Annotated in this window: 17 protein-coding genes; 16 read left to right on the forward strand and 1 reads right to left on the reverse strand. The window is 64.5% G+C overall.

Annotated elements, in window-relative coordinates; genetic code table 11:
• The first annotated feature begins 319 nt into the window (after nt 1-319).
• The 16 genes from ACT2FV_RS22920 (at nt 320) to ACT2FV_RS22995 (ending at nt 15,278) form a co-directional block, all read left to right on the forward strand.
• Entirely contained in the window at nt 320-697 is a 378-nt protein-coding gene (locus ACT2FV_RS22920; RefSeq protein WP_444504855.1) for a hypothetical protein, read from the forward strand.
• A 196-nt stretch (nt 698-893) separates the two neighbouring features.
• Nucleotides 894-1,088 carry a hypothetical protein gene (locus ACT2FV_RS22925; protein WP_444504856.1) on the forward strand — a complete coding sequence of 65 codons (195 nt, stop codon included), beginning with the start codon at nt 894-896 and terminating at the stop codon, nt 1,086-1,088.
• Nucleotides 1,089-1,482: 394 nt separating this feature from the next.
• Nucleotides 1,483-1,692 (forward strand): hypothetical protein, encoded by a 210-nt coding sequence (locus ACT2FV_RS22930; protein WP_444504857.1) that lies wholly within the window; start codon nt 1,483-1,485, stop codon nt 1,690-1,692.
• Between the two features lie 9 nt (nt 1,693-1,701).
• Complete coding sequence (locus ACT2FV_RS22935) at nt 1,702-2,316, forward strand: hypothetical protein (protein WP_444504858.1); 615 nt, start codon at nt 1,702-1,704, stop codon at nt 2,314-2,316.
• A 10-nt stretch (nt 2,317-2,326) separates the two neighbouring features.
• On the forward strand, nt 2,327-2,764 hold the full coding sequence (locus ACT2FV_RS22940) for a hypothetical protein (RefSeq protein WP_444504859.1): 438 nt from the start codon (nt 2,327-2,329) through the stop codon (nt 2,762-2,764).
• Nucleotides 2,765-2,934: 170 nt separating this feature from the next.
• A complete protein-coding gene (locus ACT2FV_RS22945) occupies nt 2,935-3,399 on the forward strand; it encodes a hypothetical protein (protein WP_444504860.1) in 465 nt (154 codons plus the stop codon).
• Between the two features lie 635 nt (nt 3,400-4,034).
• On the forward strand, nt 4,035-5,183 hold the full coding sequence (locus tag ACT2FV_RS22950) for a porin (protein ID WP_124902055.1): 1,149 nt from the start codon (nt 4,035-4,037) through the stop codon (nt 5,181-5,183).
• A 345-nt stretch (nt 5,184-5,528) separates the two neighbouring features.
• Complete coding sequence (locus ACT2FV_RS22955; RefSeq protein ID WP_059603478.1) at nt 5,529-6,155, forward strand: flavin reductase family protein; 627 nt, start codon at nt 5,529-5,531, stop codon at nt 6,153-6,155.
• Nucleotides 6,156-6,566: 411 nt separating this feature from the next.
• Nucleotides 6,567-7,799: a 3-methyl-2-oxobutanoate dehydrogenase (2-methylpropanoyl-transferring) subunit alpha gene (locus tag ACT2FV_RS22960; RefSeq protein ID WP_059603482.1), complete on the forward strand. Its 1,233-nt coding sequence runs from the start codon at nt 6,567-6,569 to the stop codon at nt 7,797-7,799.
• A gap of 2 nt (nt 7,800-7,801) precedes the next feature.
• A complete protein-coding gene (locus tag ACT2FV_RS22965; RefSeq protein ID WP_059603485.1) occupies nt 7,802-8,845 on the forward strand; it encodes an alpha-ketoacid dehydrogenase subunit beta in 1,044 nt (347 codons plus the stop codon).
• A gap of 1 nt (nt 8,846) precedes the next feature.
• Nucleotides 8,847-10,184 (forward strand): dihydrolipoamide acetyltransferase family protein, encoded by a 1,338-nt coding sequence (locus tag ACT2FV_RS22970; RefSeq protein ID WP_444504861.1) that lies wholly within the window; start codon nt 8,847-8,849, stop codon nt 10,182-10,184.
• A 5-nt stretch (nt 10,185-10,189) separates the two neighbouring features.
• On the forward strand, nt 10,190-11,581 hold the full coding sequence (lpdA, locus tag ACT2FV_RS22975) for a dihydrolipoyl dehydrogenase (protein ID WP_444504862.1): 1,392 nt from the start codon (nt 10,190-10,192) through the stop codon (nt 11,579-11,581).
• The gene (locus ACT2FV_RS22980) at nt 11,574-12,029 is read left to right on the forward strand and encodes a hypothetical protein (protein WP_444504863.1); all 456 of its coding nucleotides are present in this window, start codon (nt 11,574-11,576) and stop codon (nt 12,027-12,029) included. Before lpdA ends, ACT2FV_RS22980 begins: the two co-directional genes overlap by 8 nt.
• A 6-nt stretch (nt 12,030-12,035) precedes the next feature.
• Entirely contained in the window at nt 12,036-12,665 is a 630-nt protein-coding gene (locus ACT2FV_RS22985; protein ID WP_444504864.1) for an NAD(P)H-binding protein, read from the forward strand.
• Between the two features lie 190 nt (nt 12,666-12,855).
• The gene (locus ACT2FV_RS22990; protein WP_059603497.1) at nt 12,856-13,533 is read left to right on the forward strand and encodes an SOS response-associated peptidase family protein; all 678 of its coding nucleotides are present in this window, start codon (nt 12,856-12,858) and stop codon (nt 13,531-13,533) included.
• Nucleotides 13,534-13,847: 314 nt separating this feature from the next.
• Nucleotides 13,848-15,278, forward strand: a complete 1,431-nt coding sequence (locus tag ACT2FV_RS22995; RefSeq protein WP_444504865.1) for a purine-cytosine permease family protein — start codon at nt 13,848-13,850, stop codon at nt 15,276-15,278.
• A 115-nt stretch (nt 15,279-15,393) separates the two neighbouring features.
• Here ACT2FV_RS22995 and ACT2FV_RS23000 read toward each other — a convergent pair whose 3' ends face one another.
• Nucleotides 15,394-16,599 (reverse strand): MFS transporter, encoded by a 1,206-nt coding sequence (locus ACT2FV_RS23000; protein ID WP_444504866.1) that lies wholly within the window; start codon nt 16,597-16,599, stop codon nt 15,394-15,396.
• Between the last annotated feature and the right edge of the window lie 225 nt (nt 16,600-16,824).

Consider the following 16,824-nt stretch of genomic DNA (forward strand, 5'->3'; position numbering starts at 1 on the left):
CTTTACTAATCTTCACTCCCAGCTATAACCCAAAGCATCTCTAGAGATGCGGTAAGGTATCGCAATCGTGGGTGATGAGTCGGGGTTGTCGATGATCGCGCAACTTTACCCTCAGAATCGGGTCTCACGGTCTCAATCTGCCGCTAAGCTATGTCTGGCAAGAGTTTGCGCTGGGACCCGCGTGCGGTCTCGGCGGCGTGTCAAAGGAAGCGAGCGCAACGAAAAGCGCTGGTTGCCGGGCCAAATCATCGTTCGCCTACCATGTTCGGTCCGACAAATCGGACTGTCCTAAACCGAACAGCATACATAGGTGTCTGCAATGAAAGACAGCACAGTGCTTTCGGTCTACGAGGGTGAGGATGGGGATTATCGCTTCGCCAGATTGCACGAAGTCTTCGGAGCCATTCTCGCGTGGGCGGTCCTTCGATACAGGTGGCGCGACGCACGAGCGAAATTCGGAGAATGCGTCGACGAACTGCATGACTACAAGGGTACGCTGGTCGTTTACATACGAGACTTGCGCGCGTTGCCCCTGTACAGCGATATCATCACTGGGGCTTGGGCGAAGATCGGGTGTGAATCTCATGTCGAATGCGTCGGCCGTGGTTTTCGGCTTCACTGGTCGGACGGAGATGTGCGCTGGATCGAGATTGAGCATGGCTCAAACATCTGGGTTCCCGCACGACTACGGCGCTAATGTGGCGCTTTGTATATCGTAAAGCTGCCGTGGCGGGGAGGCTGCTTTTGGCCCGGCAGGGAAGGGCATACAGTGCTAGCGTTGGGATTGTGCATTTCGGCTGACGCAGCCAAACCAGTCCGGTGGGCAGCAATAACCTAACGGGGCAAAAATGATCGATACGCATCGAACAGTCCGGTGTCTTACGAATGCCGGTATGGAAGCACGTCAGGCGGAAGCACTGGCGAGCGTCCTACATGACGCGTTCGACCAGCCGGAGCGAGCCAGCCTGCCGGCGGCAACGGCCGATTTAACGACGGTGCTGATTTCCTTTAAGGTCCAGTACATCGCCTGGCAGATTGCCATCGCCGTAGCGCTGGCCGTCGCGCTTAAAGTGACGCACGTCGTTTAGCTTGGTCGCCTGCTGGCGGGCAAGCGCTGGAGCCGTTTGGATAGCTCGCGATGGCGGTCAAAGTCGCCGTGCCGGTGCGCGTCGATCCGGCGGGCGATGGACGTGCCGGTGATGTGCGCCGCGTCCGCCTGATTTTTGGGTCCTACCCAGTGGGGCCCTCATGCGGGTAACGCACAACCCCCGGTATTTCCCCACTGACATAGTCAAAAGTTGGTTGGCAATGTGATGCTTGGTTGGCAATCCTAGTCGCCGCACTATCTTGTGTTCGAAGCGCCATCCGGATGGTCCCGTCTGTCGAGCGCGTCTTGATGCTAGCGTCGAACTGCCACTCGGACGGGTTGCCCCCTGTTTCTGGCGTGCCACTGAAGGTGGATGCACCAATTTGGGGCGACTGTTGAAAATTAACGTGCCGCCTACTTCAAATCTTCAAATTTGTGCCGTTATGATGGGATGGGCGGTGCAGCACGATTGGAGAGAACATGTAGAAATCGCACCTGATTTCCTGCGACTTTGGGAAAGGTACTACAATGTGCTGTTCTCCACCGCACCGACCGAGCAGCGGAAGCACTTGCAGCTTCTCAGCGTCGGCATCGCGAACTACTGATCTGAGCACATGGCGAAAGTTTCGCAAGAGTTGGCCCGTATGCATGCCCCGCGAAAGGGGGACGGTACCGTGATCGACGTTATTCACGAAAAACGCACCGGTTCTTCGGAAGGATCGGCGATTCAGGTAGGTCTAAACCTGAACGATGCGCCTGTGCCGGCGCGTCGTTACGTCGCCGACGTTGGTTGCGTGCTTCGGTCACGTAGCGAAGTGAAGCTGATTTTCGGGCAGGAAAAAATCGGCACGGATGATTTGCGTTCGATGTTGATTGTCCAGATGTCTACGCCTGCAGCGCGGCAGTTTGTGGAATCGTTCTTACATATGGCGCCGTCGCTGAAGGAAATCGCACAGACGGTCGGGGTCGAGGGCGAACAGCTTGCCTCTGGGTTGATAGAGCCGGATCAGGCGGTGTCATTCGCTGCAAATTTTTGTGCGGCAGCGATTGTCGGGGAAGAGGCATGCCTGGACTTTTACCATGCGTCGCCGTTTTCGTTACGCAGTGTCCACATTGTCAAGAAGTTAAGTGTGGAGCCGGTCGTTCGTGTTGATCTTCGATTGTCGCTGCTCGTTGCGGTAATCGACGAGATGCAACGCATCGAAACCGAAATCACAGCTATCGGGTAAGGGGACTGTTATGTTTGGCTTCGAAAAATGGAGCGTGAGTGCCTGGGTGGAAGATGGCCTCACGAAGCAACTAAAAGTAGCAAAGGACGATACCGCTAAGCGCCGCTCTGGTTCGTGGAAAATCATCGCCTCCGTTCTAGTCGCTGCTGCTGCTTCGACTTCAACCGTGTCGATGGCTCAGATTGTCGGGGGAGCAGGAGTAACCGATGAGACGGTGCAACTCAGTGGTCCATCGTTCAACCCGCAACGCGTCGACATTAGTAGTCCGTATCAGCTAACTGCCGGGTGGCATGCCGACTCTAGCGAACTGTTGCGCGCTGGCATTGCTCCGACAATGTCGGATGAAGTGCGGGCATTGGCGCTAAAGGCTATCGAGGACCAGAAGAAAGACGCCGATGATGATATCGATGCCTGGGCTCGATCCCTCGTAGAGAGCATGTATAGCTAAAAATGCATGCTTTGCACGTTGGCGAATGCCCTTGTAATGATTGGAACTACGAGACCTTCGATCCGAAAGATTCGATCGTTAAAGCTAGGTGCCTAGATCTTCTGGTTAGTCTGAGGCGGGGCACTCTTGCCCCCTCCGCGGCGGTCGATACCCGCCCAACGCATGGGAAGATGTTCAAGGGGTTGACGCATCCAGACTGTCCTTACTTCGCTGGCAACTATCGAGGTTCGCGGGATTGCCTAAAACCGTACGAAGTCACGGTTGGGTCGGCACGTACTGAGTCTTCTGAGAGCGTCGAGCAGGCGATGGTTGCGTTTGCACAGAAGGTGCAGTCGGACCTAGCGCTCGTACAAGCGGCCACGGCGCTTTCGGCAGCAGATGCGTTGGTTGGTAGGCTTGATGTAGTGCTTGATCGCATGGTTGAGTTCTTGGCGATTCATCCCTATGCAAATGGGAACGGCCACATGCAGCGGTTCATCGTGTGGTGCTTTTTTGCTGCGATGAATTTTTGGCCCAAGAAATGGCCTATGGACGTTCGTCCCCCTCGTCCGTACGATGACTACATAGCCGCTTATCGTATCGGCGAAAAGGATCCACTGCGACACTACATGCTGTCGCTAGTAACGCGCACCTAACCCGGTCGTACCTTAAGGGCTCCGTTCCAGCGGGGCCTTTTCATTTTGCAATGCCATTGTAGCGACTGACCTGTAAGGGGCTGTGACGGACGCTCTCGCCAATCAAATATTTGGCTGGCAACCTTGGGCGATAACTCTAAGTCAGGTGACCAAGCGGGCTTGGGGGCAACTCTGGGGGCAGCTTTCCGATCTTGAGAAGTTGAATCCATGCCTAGTAAGGGCTGGGCGGAATTATTTCAGTCCGGTCCCCGCACCAGATTCGCTTCAATGCGATGCCATGAAGTTCAGAAGACCCGCGAGAAACATGCTTCTCGCGGGTCTTTTGTTTTCAGGCCCTGCTCGGGTGCCATTCACGTCCGAGGGCATGCGGGTGTATGCCGGCGTATGGGTACGGGCTCTTACGCGTCGCACGTCGTCGCCCCCGATGAAGTGGTCTTTACCGCCTTGCTATCCGGTTTCCGTGCCGAAAAATAGTCTCCGTTCCGGAGAGCACCTTTCCGCTGCCGGTTACTAACAGTAGAAAAACGGCTCATTACACTGCGCCCGTCGCATCGCGGGATACATCGACGCGGCACGCATTCGCAGCGCGCAAGCCTTGCGACCAGCAAACGAGAGACCTTGGGGGGTAAATCATCATGAACAAGCGTTGGGGGATCATCGTGCCCGCCGCGTTGCTTGCCACCGCGGCGCATGCGCAAAGCAGCGTGACGCTCTACGGCAAGATCGAGGACGGTATCAACTACACGAGCAACGCACGCGGCCACGGTACCGTGCAACTGCAAAGCGGATACGATTACGGCAGCCGCTGGGGCATCAGGGGTACAGAGGACCTCGGCGGAGGCTACCAGGCCATCTTCACGCTCGAGAGCGGTTTCGACGTCAACAACGGGAAAATGAGCCAGGGCGGCCGGGAATTCGGCCGTCAGGCTTTCGTCGGCATCGCGTCGGAGCGTTACGGCACCGTGACGTTCGGCCGCCAGTACGATCCGAGCGTCGACATTTTCTCGCCGCTCACCGCGAACGGAAACTGGACGGGCTATCTGTTTGCGCATCCCTACGACAACGACAACACCGATTACTCGTTCCGGGTGAACAACTCGGTGAAATACGTGTCGCCCGTGTGGCACGGGATTACCGCGGAAGCCATGTACGGATTCAGCAATCAGGCGGGCGGCTTTGCGAACAATCGTCTGTATGGCGCCGCGCTGCAGTACCAGCAGGGCGGGCTGACGGTCGGCGCGTCGTATTTGAAGATCAACAACGCACACAATGGCGATACGACCGGCGCGATCACCGGCGACAACACGTTCGATGCGTCGTCGCAGCAGAACATCGGCATCGGCGTGAACTACGCGTTTGCGAATGCGCTCGTCGGGTTCACATACTCGCACGTGGATGTGTACGATCCGACGTCCAATGCGTATTTCACCGGGACGACGCAGCCGGCCGGCGGCACATGGAACGCGTGGAAATTCGATAACTTCGAGGTCAACGGGCTCTATCATTTCACGCCCGCGTTGTACCTCGGCGCGGCTTACACCTATACACAGGCCCGTGTCGCCTCGACGGTCGGCTCGTTCAATCCGAAGTGGCATCAGCTGAGCACGAAGTTGAATTACGACATGTCGAAGCGCACGTCGGTATTCGTGGAAGGGGTCTATCAGCATGCAATGAACGCACACACCGGGACCGACTTCGACTACGCGTACGTTCCGGGCGCGGCCGACATCTCGTCGAGCCCGAACCAGTACGTCGTGCGTGTCGCGCTACTGCATCATTTCTGACACGGCTGCTGTTCGCGGGCACCGTTCGCCAGCCACCGCATCGGCCCGCACGCGATAGCGTGAAGGATCGCGGGCCGTTCTCCTCTTGCAGTGGTGCCGGACGGATGGATCGCGTGGAGTCCGGCCTCGATAAGACCCGCGAGACGCCATGCACTCGCGGGTTTTTCATTGTGCGCGCCGCCCGCATCGGCGTTGCAACGCTGCCCGCGGTGCAGCTTCACTGCGACGAACGTGAGGCCATGTGATACTTGGAACACACGTCGCGCCGCACGCATGTGCTTCACCAGCACACGCACCTGCGCCGAGCGCTTTCAACACCATTTGCCTGTCGCAACACGATCCGCCATGACCGATTCGAACTACCACTATTACGAACCGTCGCAAGGCCACGGGCTGCCGCACGACCCGCTGAACGCGATCGTGGGTCCGCGCCCGATCGGCTGGATTTCATCCCGAGGCGCCGACGGCACGCTCAACCTCGCGCCGTACAGCTTCTTCAACGCGTTCAACTATCGTCCGCCGATCATCGGCTTTTCGAGCACCGCCGCGAAGGACAGCCTGCGCAACGTGCAGGAAACCGGCGAGTTCGTCTGGAACCTCGCGACGCGCGACCTTGCCGAGCGGATGAACCAGACCTGTGCCGCGGTGCCGTATGGCGTCAACGAATTCGAACTCGGCGGCCTGACCGCGATTGCGTCGCGCCTCGTCGACGTGCCGCGCGTGGCGGAAAGTGGCGTGAACTTCGAATGCAAGGTGACCGACGTGATCCGGCTGCGCGATCACCGCGGCGTCGAGACACCGGCGACGCTGGTGCTCGGCGAGGTCATCGCCGTGCATATCCGTCATGACCTGCTGAAGGACGGCATCTTCGACACGTTCGGCGCGGGCATCATCCTGCGCGCCGGCGGCCCATCGGCCTACGTGCACGTGACGCCCGGCAGCCGCTTCGACATCGCGCGCCCCGACGCGTGATTCATCGCCCGCCGGGGCCAGCCGGCCAGCCGGCCAAGCTGGCGCGCAAGCGCCCCGACGCACCGAGACCCCGCCGGGATCCAGGATTTCGCGGGGTCTTTTGCTTCGTATCGTCCGATATGACCGCGGTGTGCCGATCGGTCCGGCCTCGACACGCACGCTTCACCGGCCGTTGACGCAGCGCAGCACGGGCGGCGCGCGTTCACGCCGCCGCCAGCATCGATCGTCCATCGACCCCGCCATGGCAAATCTGCTCACCCGCAACGAGCGGGTTGGCCATCGACGTTTCGCGCCATAAGGCATAAATTTCCAAGGTTGGCGCGCTTATCCGTGCGCCAGCTCGCGCGTGAGCCGGCAACCGGCCGCGCGCTTCCATCAGCGTGAGACACAATCGAGCGTGGAGACGACACGATGAGCCTGTCAGAGCCATTGCGTCTGCATGTGCCGGAGCCCACCGGGCGTCCGGGCTGCAAGACGGATTTTTCCTATCTGCATCTATCGCCGGCCGGCGCGGTTCGCCGCCCGCCGATCGACGTTGCGCCGGCGGATACCGCCCATCTCGCCCGCAGCCTGGTGCGCGTGCTCGACGACCACGGCGAAGCCCTCGGACCATGGGCGCCGGACCTCGACGATGCGCGCCTGATCGCGGGTATGCGAGCGATGCTCAAGACCCGCATCTTCGACGCGCGCATGATGATCGCGCAGCGTCAGAAGAAGATCTCCTTCTACATGGTGAGCCTCGGCGAAGAGGCGATCGGCGCCGCGCATGCGATGGCGCTGCGTCATGGCGACATGTGCTTCCCGACTTACCGCCAGCAAAGCATCCTGATTGCGCGCGACGTGTCGCTCGAACGGATGATCTGCCAGTTGATGTCGAACGAAGGCGACCCGCTGAAGGGGCGCCAGCTTCCGGTCATGTATTCGGACCGCGAAGCCGGCTTCTTCTCGATCTCGGGCAATCTGGCGACGCAGTTCATCCAGGCGGTCGGCTGGGCGATGGCGTCGGCGATCAAGGGCGACACGAAGATCTCGTCCGCATGGATCGGCGACGGCGCGACCGCGGAATCCGACTTTCACACCGCGCTGACGTTCGCGCACGTGTATCGCGCGCCGGTCGTGCTGAACGTCGTCAACAACCAGTGGGCGATCTCGACGTTCCAGGCGATCGCGGGCGGCGAGGGCACGACGTTCGCCGGGCGCGGCGTCGGCTGCGGTATCGCTTCGCTGCGCGTCGACGGCAACGACTTCCTCGCGATCTACGCGGCATCGACCTGGGCGGCCGAACGCGCGCGCCGCAATCTCGGCCCGACGCTGATCGAGTGGGTGACCTATCGCGCCGGCGCGCACTCGACGTCGGACGATCCGACCAAATACCGGCCGAGCGACGACTGGGCACATTTTCCGCTCGGCGATCCGATCGCCCGCTTCAAGCAGCACCTGATCGCGAAGGGCATCTGGTCGGACAGCGCGCACGACGCGCTCACGGCCGAGCTGGAGGCCGAGGTGATGGCCGCGCAGAAGGAAGCGGAGAAGTTCGGGACGCTGGCCGACGACCGGATTCCGTCGCCGGCCTCGATGTTCGACGACGTGTACAAGGAGCTGCCCGCGCATCTGCGCCGTCAGCGCCAGGAACTGGGAGCCTGATCATGGCGCAACATGAAACGACGACGGCATCGGCGCAGCCGATGACGATGATCCAGGCGCTGCGCTCCGCGATGGACGTGATGCTCGGCCGCGACGACGACGTGGTCGTGTTCGGGCAGGACGTCGGCTACTTCGGCGGCGTGTTCCGCTGCACCGAGGGGCTGCAGGCCAAGTACGGCAAGTCGCGCGTGTTCGATACGCCGATCTCGGAAGGCGGGATCGTCGGCGCCGCGGTCGGGATGGGCGCGTATGGATTGCGGCCGGTCTGCGAGATCCAGTTCGCGGACTACTTCTATCCGGCGTCCGACCAGATCGTGTCGGAAGGCGCGCGGCTGCGCTATCGCTCCGCGGGCCAGTTCACGGCGCCGATGACGATCCGGATGCCGTGCGGCGGCGGCATCTACGGCGGCCAGACGCACAGCCAGAGCCCGGAGGCGATGTTCACGCAGGTCTGCGGATTGCGTACGGTGATGCCGTCGAATCCGTACGACGCGAAAGGACTCCTGATCGCCTCGATCGAGAACGACGATCCGGTGATCTTCCTCGAACCGAAACGCTTGTACAACGGGCCGTTCGACGGCCATCACGAGCGTCCCGTCACGTCGTGGCTCAAGCATCCGGGCAGCGCGGTGCCGGAAGGCTATTACACGGTGCCGCTCGATACGGCTGCCGTCGTGCGGCCCGGCAACGACTTGACGGTGCTGACGTACGGCACGACCGTGCACGTGTCGCTGGCCGCCGCCGAGGAGACCGGCATCGATGCGGAAGTGATCGACCTGCGCACGCTGTGGCCGGTCGATCTCGACACGATCGTCGCGTCGGTGCGCAAGACCGGCCGCTGCGTGGTGGTGCACGAAGCGACGCGCACCTGCGGCTACGGCGCGGAACTGGTGTCGCTCGTCCAGGAGCACTGCTTCTACCATCTGGAAGCGCCGATCGAGCGGACGACCGGCTGGGACACGCCGTATCCGCACGCGCAGGAATGGGCGTATTTCCCCGGCCCGGCGCGGGTCGGCGAAGCGTTGCGACGCGTGATGGAGGCCTGAGATGGGGATTCATGTCATCAAGATGCCGGATATCGGCGAAGGGATTGCCGAGGTCGAGCTGGTGGCCTGGCACGTGCAACCGGGGCAGACGATCGCCGAAGACCAGCCGCTCGCCGATGTGATGACCGACAAGGCGGCGGTGGAGATTCCGTCGCCGGTGGCCGGCAAGGTGCTGGAGCTTGGCGGGCGAATCGGCGAGATGATGGCGGTCGGCAGCGAGTTGATCCGTCTCGAAGTCGAAGGCGACGGCAACCTGAAGCCGGGCGCGAAGGCGCGCGATGCCGGCGCGGAGGTGACGCAGCCTCCGGCGGCGGTCGATGTGCGTGCGGAGCCGTCGTCCATCGCTGAGGGATCCGAAACACATGCGTCACCGACGGCGACGCCGCCTGCCGCGTCCCGCGTGCCGGCCGAGACGCGCCGCGCGGAACACGCGGTGCCGCCGCGCGCGGCGCTCGCGCCCGGCGAACGGCCGCTCGCGTCGCCGGCGGTGCGCCAGCGCGCATGGGACATGGGCATCGAGCTGCGCTACGTGCGCGGCACCGGCGAAGCCGGGCGGATCCTGCATGCGGACCTCGATGCGTACGCACGCACGGGCGGCGGCGCGCCGCGCGGATCCCAGGCGCGCGGCTACGACGAGCGCAACGACGAAACCGACGTGCCGGTGATCGGCCTGCGGCGCGCGATCGCGCGCAAGATGCAGGAAGCGAAGCGCCGCATTCCGCACTTCAGCTACGTCGAGGAGCTCGACGTCACCGAGCTCGAATCGCTGCGCGCCGAGCTGAACCGGCGCCACGGCGACACGCGCGGCCGGCTCACGCCGCTGCCGCTGCTGATTCGCGCGATGGTGATCGCGCTGCGCGACTTCCCGCAGATCAACGCGCGCTTCGACGACGAAGCCGGTGTCGTCACGCGCTACGGCGCGGTGCACGTGGGCGTCGCGACGCAGACGGACGGCGGTCTCACGGTGCCGGTCCTGCGTCACGCGGAAGCGCGCGACGTGTGGTCGATCTCGGCGGAAATCGCGCGGCTCGCCGACGCGGTGCGCGCGAACCGCGCGCAGCGCGACGAACTGACCGGCTCGACGATCACGATCTCGAGCCTCGGCGCACTCGGCGGCATCGTGTCGACGCCGGTCATCAATCATCCCGAGGTCGCAATCGTCGGCGTGAACCGGATCGTCGAGCGACCGATGATCCGCGACGGCGCGATCGTCGCGCGCAAGATGATGAACCTGTCGTCGTCGTTCGACCATCGCGTCGTCGACGGCGCGGATGCGGCCGAATTCATCCAGGCCGTGCGCGGGTTGCTCGAGCGTCCGGCGCTGCTGTTCGTGGAGTGAGCGCGATGAAGAACGAACACACCACGTTGCTCGTGATCGGCGGCGGGCCGGGCGGTTACGTCGCTGCGATTCGCGCGGGGCAGCTCGGCATTCCGACGGTGCTGGTCGAGCGCGAACGGCTCGGCGGCACGTGCCTGAACATCGGCTGCATTCCGTCGAAGGCGCTGATCCATGTCGCCGATGCGTTCGAGCAGGCGTGCGGGCAGGCCGGCGACGGGATGCTCGGGATTCGCGTGCGCACGCCGGAGATCGACATCGCGAAAAGCGTTGCGTGGAAGGACGGCATCGTCGAGCGACTCACGCGCGGCGTCGGCGCGCTGCTGAAGAAGCACGGCGTGCGCGTGTTGCACGGCGATGCGCGCGTCGTCGACGGCAAGACCGTCGACGTCGTCGCCGGCGACCACACGACGCGGCTCGCATGCGAGCACCTGTTGCTCGCGTCGGGTTCGGAACCGGTCGCGCTGCCGTCGATGCCGTTCGGCGGCCACGTCGTGTCGTCGACCCAGGCGCTGTCGCCCGCGTCGTTGCCGAAACGGCTGATCGTCGTCGGCGCCGGGTACATCGGGCTCGAACTCGGATTCGTCTATCGCAAGCTCGGCGTCGACGTCGGCATCGTCGAGGTGGCCGAACGCGTGCTGCCCGCATACGACGCGGAACTCGCGAAGCCGGTCGCCGATTCGCTCGCGCGGCTCGGCGTCGGGCTCTGGCTGGGCCACAAGGTGCTGGGCCTCGCGAGCGACGGCGCGGTGCGCGTGCAGGCGCCCGACGGCGCGGAGAAGACGCTGCCGGCCGATCGCGTGCTGGTCGCGGTCGGCCGCCGGCCGCGCGTCGACGGCTTCGGGCTCGAATCGCTGCCGCTCGATCGCAATGGCCGCGCGCTGCGCATCGATGACGAATGCAGGACGTCGATGCGCAACGTATGGGCGATCGGCGACGTCGCCGGCGAGCCGATGCTCGCGCATCGCGCGATGGCGCAGGGCGAGATGGTGGCCGAGCTGATCGCCGGACGCCGCCGCAAGTTCACGCCGGCATCGATCCCGGCCGTGTGCTTCACCGATCCCGAGGTCGTCACGTCCGGCTGGTCGCCCGACGACGCGAAGGCGGCCGGCGTCGACTGCATCAGCGCGTCGTTCCCGTTCGCGGCGAACGGCCGCGCGATGACGCTCCAGGCGACCGATGGCTTCGTGCGCGTCGTCGCGCGGCGCGACACGCATCTGATCGTCGGCTGGCAGGCGGTCGGGCGCGGTGTGTCGGAACTGGCCGCGGCGTTTTCGCAGTCCCTCGAGATGGGCGCGCGGCTCGAAGACATCGGAGGCACGATCCACGCGCATCCGACGCTCGGCGAAGCGATGCAGGAGGCGGCGTTGCGCGCGTTGGGGCATGCGTTGCATGTGTGATCTCCGCGTCGTTGCCCATGTCGATCGAAGCCCCGCCACGGCGGGGCTTTTTTGTGTGCGCGGGTTACGGGCGCGGCCGTTCGACCGTCCACCGCAGCTGAAGAGCATCGCGACGCTGCTGAACACGAGCGAGCACAGGCTCACGCGCCGGCTGCAGGAAGAGGGCGCATGCTTCGGCGACATCTCGAATGCGGTGCGCAAGACGCGCGCGCAGGCGCTGGTCGCCGAAGGGCGGTTGTCGATCAAGGAAAATCGCGGCGGAACCGGGGTTCAGCGACATGTCGCCGTTCTCGCAGGCGCACAAGCGCTGGACCAGCGTCGCGCCGAGCGTGTCGTGGCTGGCGGGAACGCGCTCGTGGCGGGCGGGATGCGGGTTGCGGTTGACCCTCCCGCGCGGACCGTTCATCGTGTCGGTTCCACGCCGATTCACCGGCCTCACACGGAATGACTTGCCATGAAACTGTTGCTCGTCGGCGCGACCGGACTCGTCGGGCGTCACATCCTTGAAGCCGCGCTGGCCGATGCGCGGGTGGACCAGGTCGTCGTGCTCGCGCGCCGGCCGTTGTCGCCGCATCCGAAGATGCGCGCGCTGGAGGTCGACTTCGATCATCTGCCCGAGGCGGCCGACTGGTGGCAGGCCGACGCGGTGATCTGCACGCTCGGCACCACGATGCGCGTCGCGGGCTCGCAGGCCGCATTTCGACGCGTCGATCACGACTATCCGCTCGCTGTCGCGCATCTCGCGCACCGGTCCGGCACGCCGACCTACGTGCTGAATTCCGCACTCGGCGCCGATCCGGGCTCGCGCATCTTCTACAACCGCGTGAAGGGCGAGGTCGAGCGCGCGCTCGCGGGCATCGGGTTCGCGTCGCTGACCTGCGTGCGACCGGGCCTGATCGGCGGCAGCCGCGACGAATTCCGGTTCGGCGAACGGATGCTGGTGCTTGCGTTGAGCGCGGCCGGGCCGCTGCTGCCGCGGAAGTGGCGCGTGAATCCCGCGCCGCGCATTGCCCGCGCGCTGCTCGACGCCGCGCTCGAGGCGCGCCCGGGCGTGCATGTGATCGGATCGGAGCGGTTGGCCTGAACCGGAGCGGGCGACGACGCGCTGCCGACGGCACGGATGAACGAACGGACGGCCTGCGCCGGCTGTTCGCGCACGACGCCGTCGAGCGGGCTGAACTGCTGTAAGACTGTTTCGTCACACCACGCAATGGCGGACAAGTGGCTGCACGCTGACCTACGATGAAGACATCGCGTCCATCGTCTGCCCAACCGTGTGCACCCACTACCGCGCCCCTGATGAAGACCCGGGTATCAGCGAGCTGAGGATCGGCATCGGCGACCTGTTTCGTCGTGCTCCGTGGGAGCCCGACGTCTATCCGGATTACGCGGCACCCATCGCGCGTGCCGACGGCGACGGCCTCGCGGTCGTTCGCGCGGTGTTCGGCTTCTGGCCGAAGTTCATGCAGCCCGAGCGTCTCGACGAGAACGGCCGTAAGCGAAAGAAGCTCGATACGGTGAACGCGCGCGCGGAAACGATCGGTTCGTCGCGACTCTACGGCAACGCCTGGCGCAACGGCCAGCGCTGCCTGATTCCAGTGCGCTGGATCTTCGAGCCGTGCTACGAAACGGGCCGCAACGTATGGCACCGGATCGGTGTCGACGGCTGGCAACCGTGCTGCGTCGCCGGCCTCTGGCGGCGTTACGAAACCGCCGATGGCCATGAGTGCATCGGCATGACGATGCTCACGGTCAATGCCGACGATCATCCGGTGTTCGCGCGCATGCATCGGCCCGGCGACGAGAAGCGGGGCGTCGTGATCCTGCGTCGCGACGACTACGACGAATGGCTGCATGCGCGCGATGTCGAGGCTGCGCGGCGCATGCTGACGCTCCTTCCCGCCGGCGACATGGTCGCCGCATCCGATCAGGTGTCGCCCGCCGGCACCTGAGGTTTCGTTTTCCCTGCATTTTTCATACGTTCAACTGACGCTTCCGGCCGCCGGATGTGCTCGGCTTTCCCGGGCGATCCGCAAAACTGCCAGACACCGGGTAATCACCGATATCAGCCATGTTGTATATACAAGATGATCCGCTGGCACTCTCGGCGCGGGTCGTGCCGGCTGCGCGCCCGCGTGCGGACCTTGCGTGGCGCGTGCCGCGGCGATCCACGGCGCGCCGCACCCGACGAGTCGAAGGGGCGGCTCGGCACGTTCCCCGTCTCGTCCAAACCATTTGCGATCCTCAGTATCCTGGAGATTTTCCCGTGTCGACGAATCCCAATGGAAAAGCCGGTGGTCTGATCGAGGTACGCTCGATCGATTTCATTCCCGACGCCGAACGCCACGGCGGCCTGCTGAGCCAGTTCACGCTGTGGCTGTCGGCGAACATGCAGATCACGGCCATCGTCACGGGGGCGCTGGCGGTCGTGCTCGGCGGCGACGTGTTCTGGTCGCTGGTCGCGCTGCTGCTCGGCCAGTTCGTCGGCGGCGCGGTGATGGCGTTGCACGGCGCGCAGGGGCCGCAACTCGGCTTGCCGCAGATGATCTCGAGTCGCGTGCAGTTCGGCGTCTACGGCGCGATGATCCCGATCGTGCTCGTGTGCCTGATGTACATCGGTTTTTCCGCCAGCGGCTCGGTGCTGGCCGGGCAGGCCGTCGCGCAACTGCTGCACGTCGACGACGCGGCCGGCATCCTGCTGTTCGCGGCCGTGATCGTCGTGCTGACGGTGTTCGGCTATCGTGCGATCCACTTCGTCGGCCGGATCGCGAGCGTGGTTGGCATCGTCGCTTTCGTCTACATGTTCGCGCAGCTGTTCGCGAACCACGACGTCGGCGCGCTGCTCGCGAACCGGCACTTCTCGCTCGCGAGCTTCCTGCTGTCGATGTCGCTGTCCGCGTCGTGGCAGATTGCGTTCGGCCCGTACGTCGCCGATTATTCGCGCTACCTGCCGCGCTCGACGTCGTCGGTCGCCACGTTCCTCGCGGTTGGCCTCGGCTCGGTGATCGGCGCGCAGGCGGCAATGGTGTTCGGCGTGTTCGCGGCCGCGCTGGCCGGCAGCCAGTTCGCGCACCATGAGGTGTCCTACATCGTTGGCCTCGGCTCGACGGGCGCCGTGGCTGCGTTGCTGTATTTCACCATCGCGTTCGGCAAGGTGACGGTGACGGCACTCAACGCGTACGGCAGCTTCATGTCGATGGCGACGATCGTCAGCGGTTTCCGCGGCAAGGGCGCGGTGTCGTCACGCAGCCGTCTCGCGTACATCTTCGGGATGATCTGCGTGTCGACGCTGATCGCGCTCGCCGGCCGCCATTCGTTCCTGAAGGAATTCACCGCGTTCATCCTGTTCCTGCTCGCGTTCTTCACGCCTTGGAGCGCGATCAACCTGGTCGACTATTACTGCTTCACGCGCTCGCGCTACGATGTGCCGGCGCTGTCCGATCCGGACGGCCGCTATGGCCGCTGGAACGTGATGGCGATCACGATCTACGTGGTCGGCATCCTCGTGCAGCTGCCGTTCATGTCGACGCATATCTACACGGGCCCGCTCGTCGACGCGCTCGGCGGCACCGACATCTCGTGGATCCTCGGCCTCGTCGTGCCGGCCGTGCTGTACTACTTCGGTGCGCGTGCATCGCGACGCAGCATCCCCGAGCGCCTGATCCTGCCGCTCGAACGCGGCGAGGTTCAGCACTGAACTGACTGGCGCATCGCGTCGCCCGCGTGCCGGCAGGCAGCCGAGCTGTTCGTGCCGGTGCGGGCGTTTCCCAATTGCGGTGCCGCTTACCGCCGCCGTGCGGATCGCCGTGTGCTTACGAACGCGCGGCGACCGGCGCGCGGCGGCGCTGGATCATCTGCAATGCGACCAGCGCGAGTCCCGCCGCGGCGATCAGCCCGCCGACGAGCGGCACTGCCCCATAGCCGAAGCCGGCCGAAATCGCCGCACCGCCGGCTGCCGCGCCGAGCGCGTTGCCGAGATTGAACGCGCCGATGTTGACGGCCGAGGCGAGGCCCGGCGCTTCGTGTGCGGCACGCATCACGCGCATCTGCAGCGGCGGGACCACCGCGAACGTCGCGACACCCCAGACGAGCAGCGTGACCGCGGCACCGACATGCGTACGGGCGAGCAGCGAGAACGCGGCCATCGTCATGATCAGCAGCACGAGGAAGCCGATGAGCGTGCCGTCGAGCGAGCGGTCGGCGAGGCGGCCGCCGGCGATGTTGCCGATCGAGAAGCCGACGCCGATCAGCACGAGCATCGCGGTGACGAAGCCGGGTGTCGCGCCTGTCAGGTGTTCGAGCGTCGGGGCGACATACGTGTACAGCGTGAACATCGCGCCGGCGCCGAGCACCGTGGTCCCGAGCGCGCCGAGCACGACGGGGCGCGTGAGCACGGACAGTTCGGCGCGCAGGTTCGGCATCTTGCCGGCTGCGCCCTTCGGCAGCGCGGCCAACAGGCCGGCGATCGCGATCAGGCCGAGCGCCGCGGTTGCCGCGAACGACATGCGCCAGCCGATCATCTGGCCGAGCCAGGTCGCGGCCGGCACGCCGCCGACGTTCGCGATCGTGAGGCCCATGAACATCGTCGCGACCGCGCTGGCCTGCTTTTCACGCGGCACGAGGCTCGCCGCGACCACCGAGCCGAGCCCGAAGAACGCGCCGTGGTTGAGGCTCGTGACGAGCCGTGCGAGCAGCAGCGTCGTGTAGTCCGGCGCGACGGCCGACAACAGATTGCCGATCGTGAAGATCGACATCAGCGCGATCAGCGCCGAGCGATGCGACCAGCGCGCGAGCAGCAGCGTCATCAGCGGCGCGCCGACCATCACGCCGATCGCATACGCGCTGATCAGCATGCCTGCCTGCGGAATCGACACGTGCACGCCGTCGGCGATCACGGGCAAGAGGCCCATCGGCGAGAACTCGGTCGTGCCGATGCCGAAGGCCCCGGCGGCGAGCGCCAGCAGCGGCAGCGCGGCGCTGCCGCCCGGGCGGGAAGGGGAAGAAGTCGTGCTGTTCACGCGATGAGCTCCTGCAAGCATTGGGCAACGGCACCGGGCCATTGCGGACAGGGTGAAGTGTGCCTGCATTACTTTTGCGGAAAAAGCCGCGCTCCGGCGAAATTATCTTGATTCGATATCAATAATCCGGAGTCGAGGCGGCATGCGCGTGCGGCCCGTGGGGCGCAGGTTTCAGCGATTCGTCGGCGCGGCTCGCCGTCGAAAAAAGCCCCGGTCACAGGGGGG

Origin of the sequence: Burkholderia sp. PR2, from assembly GCF_052372875.1 — a bacterium.
GTDB lineage: Bacteria > Pseudomonadota > Gammaproteobacteria > Burkholderiales > Burkholderiaceae > Burkholderia > Burkholderia diffusa.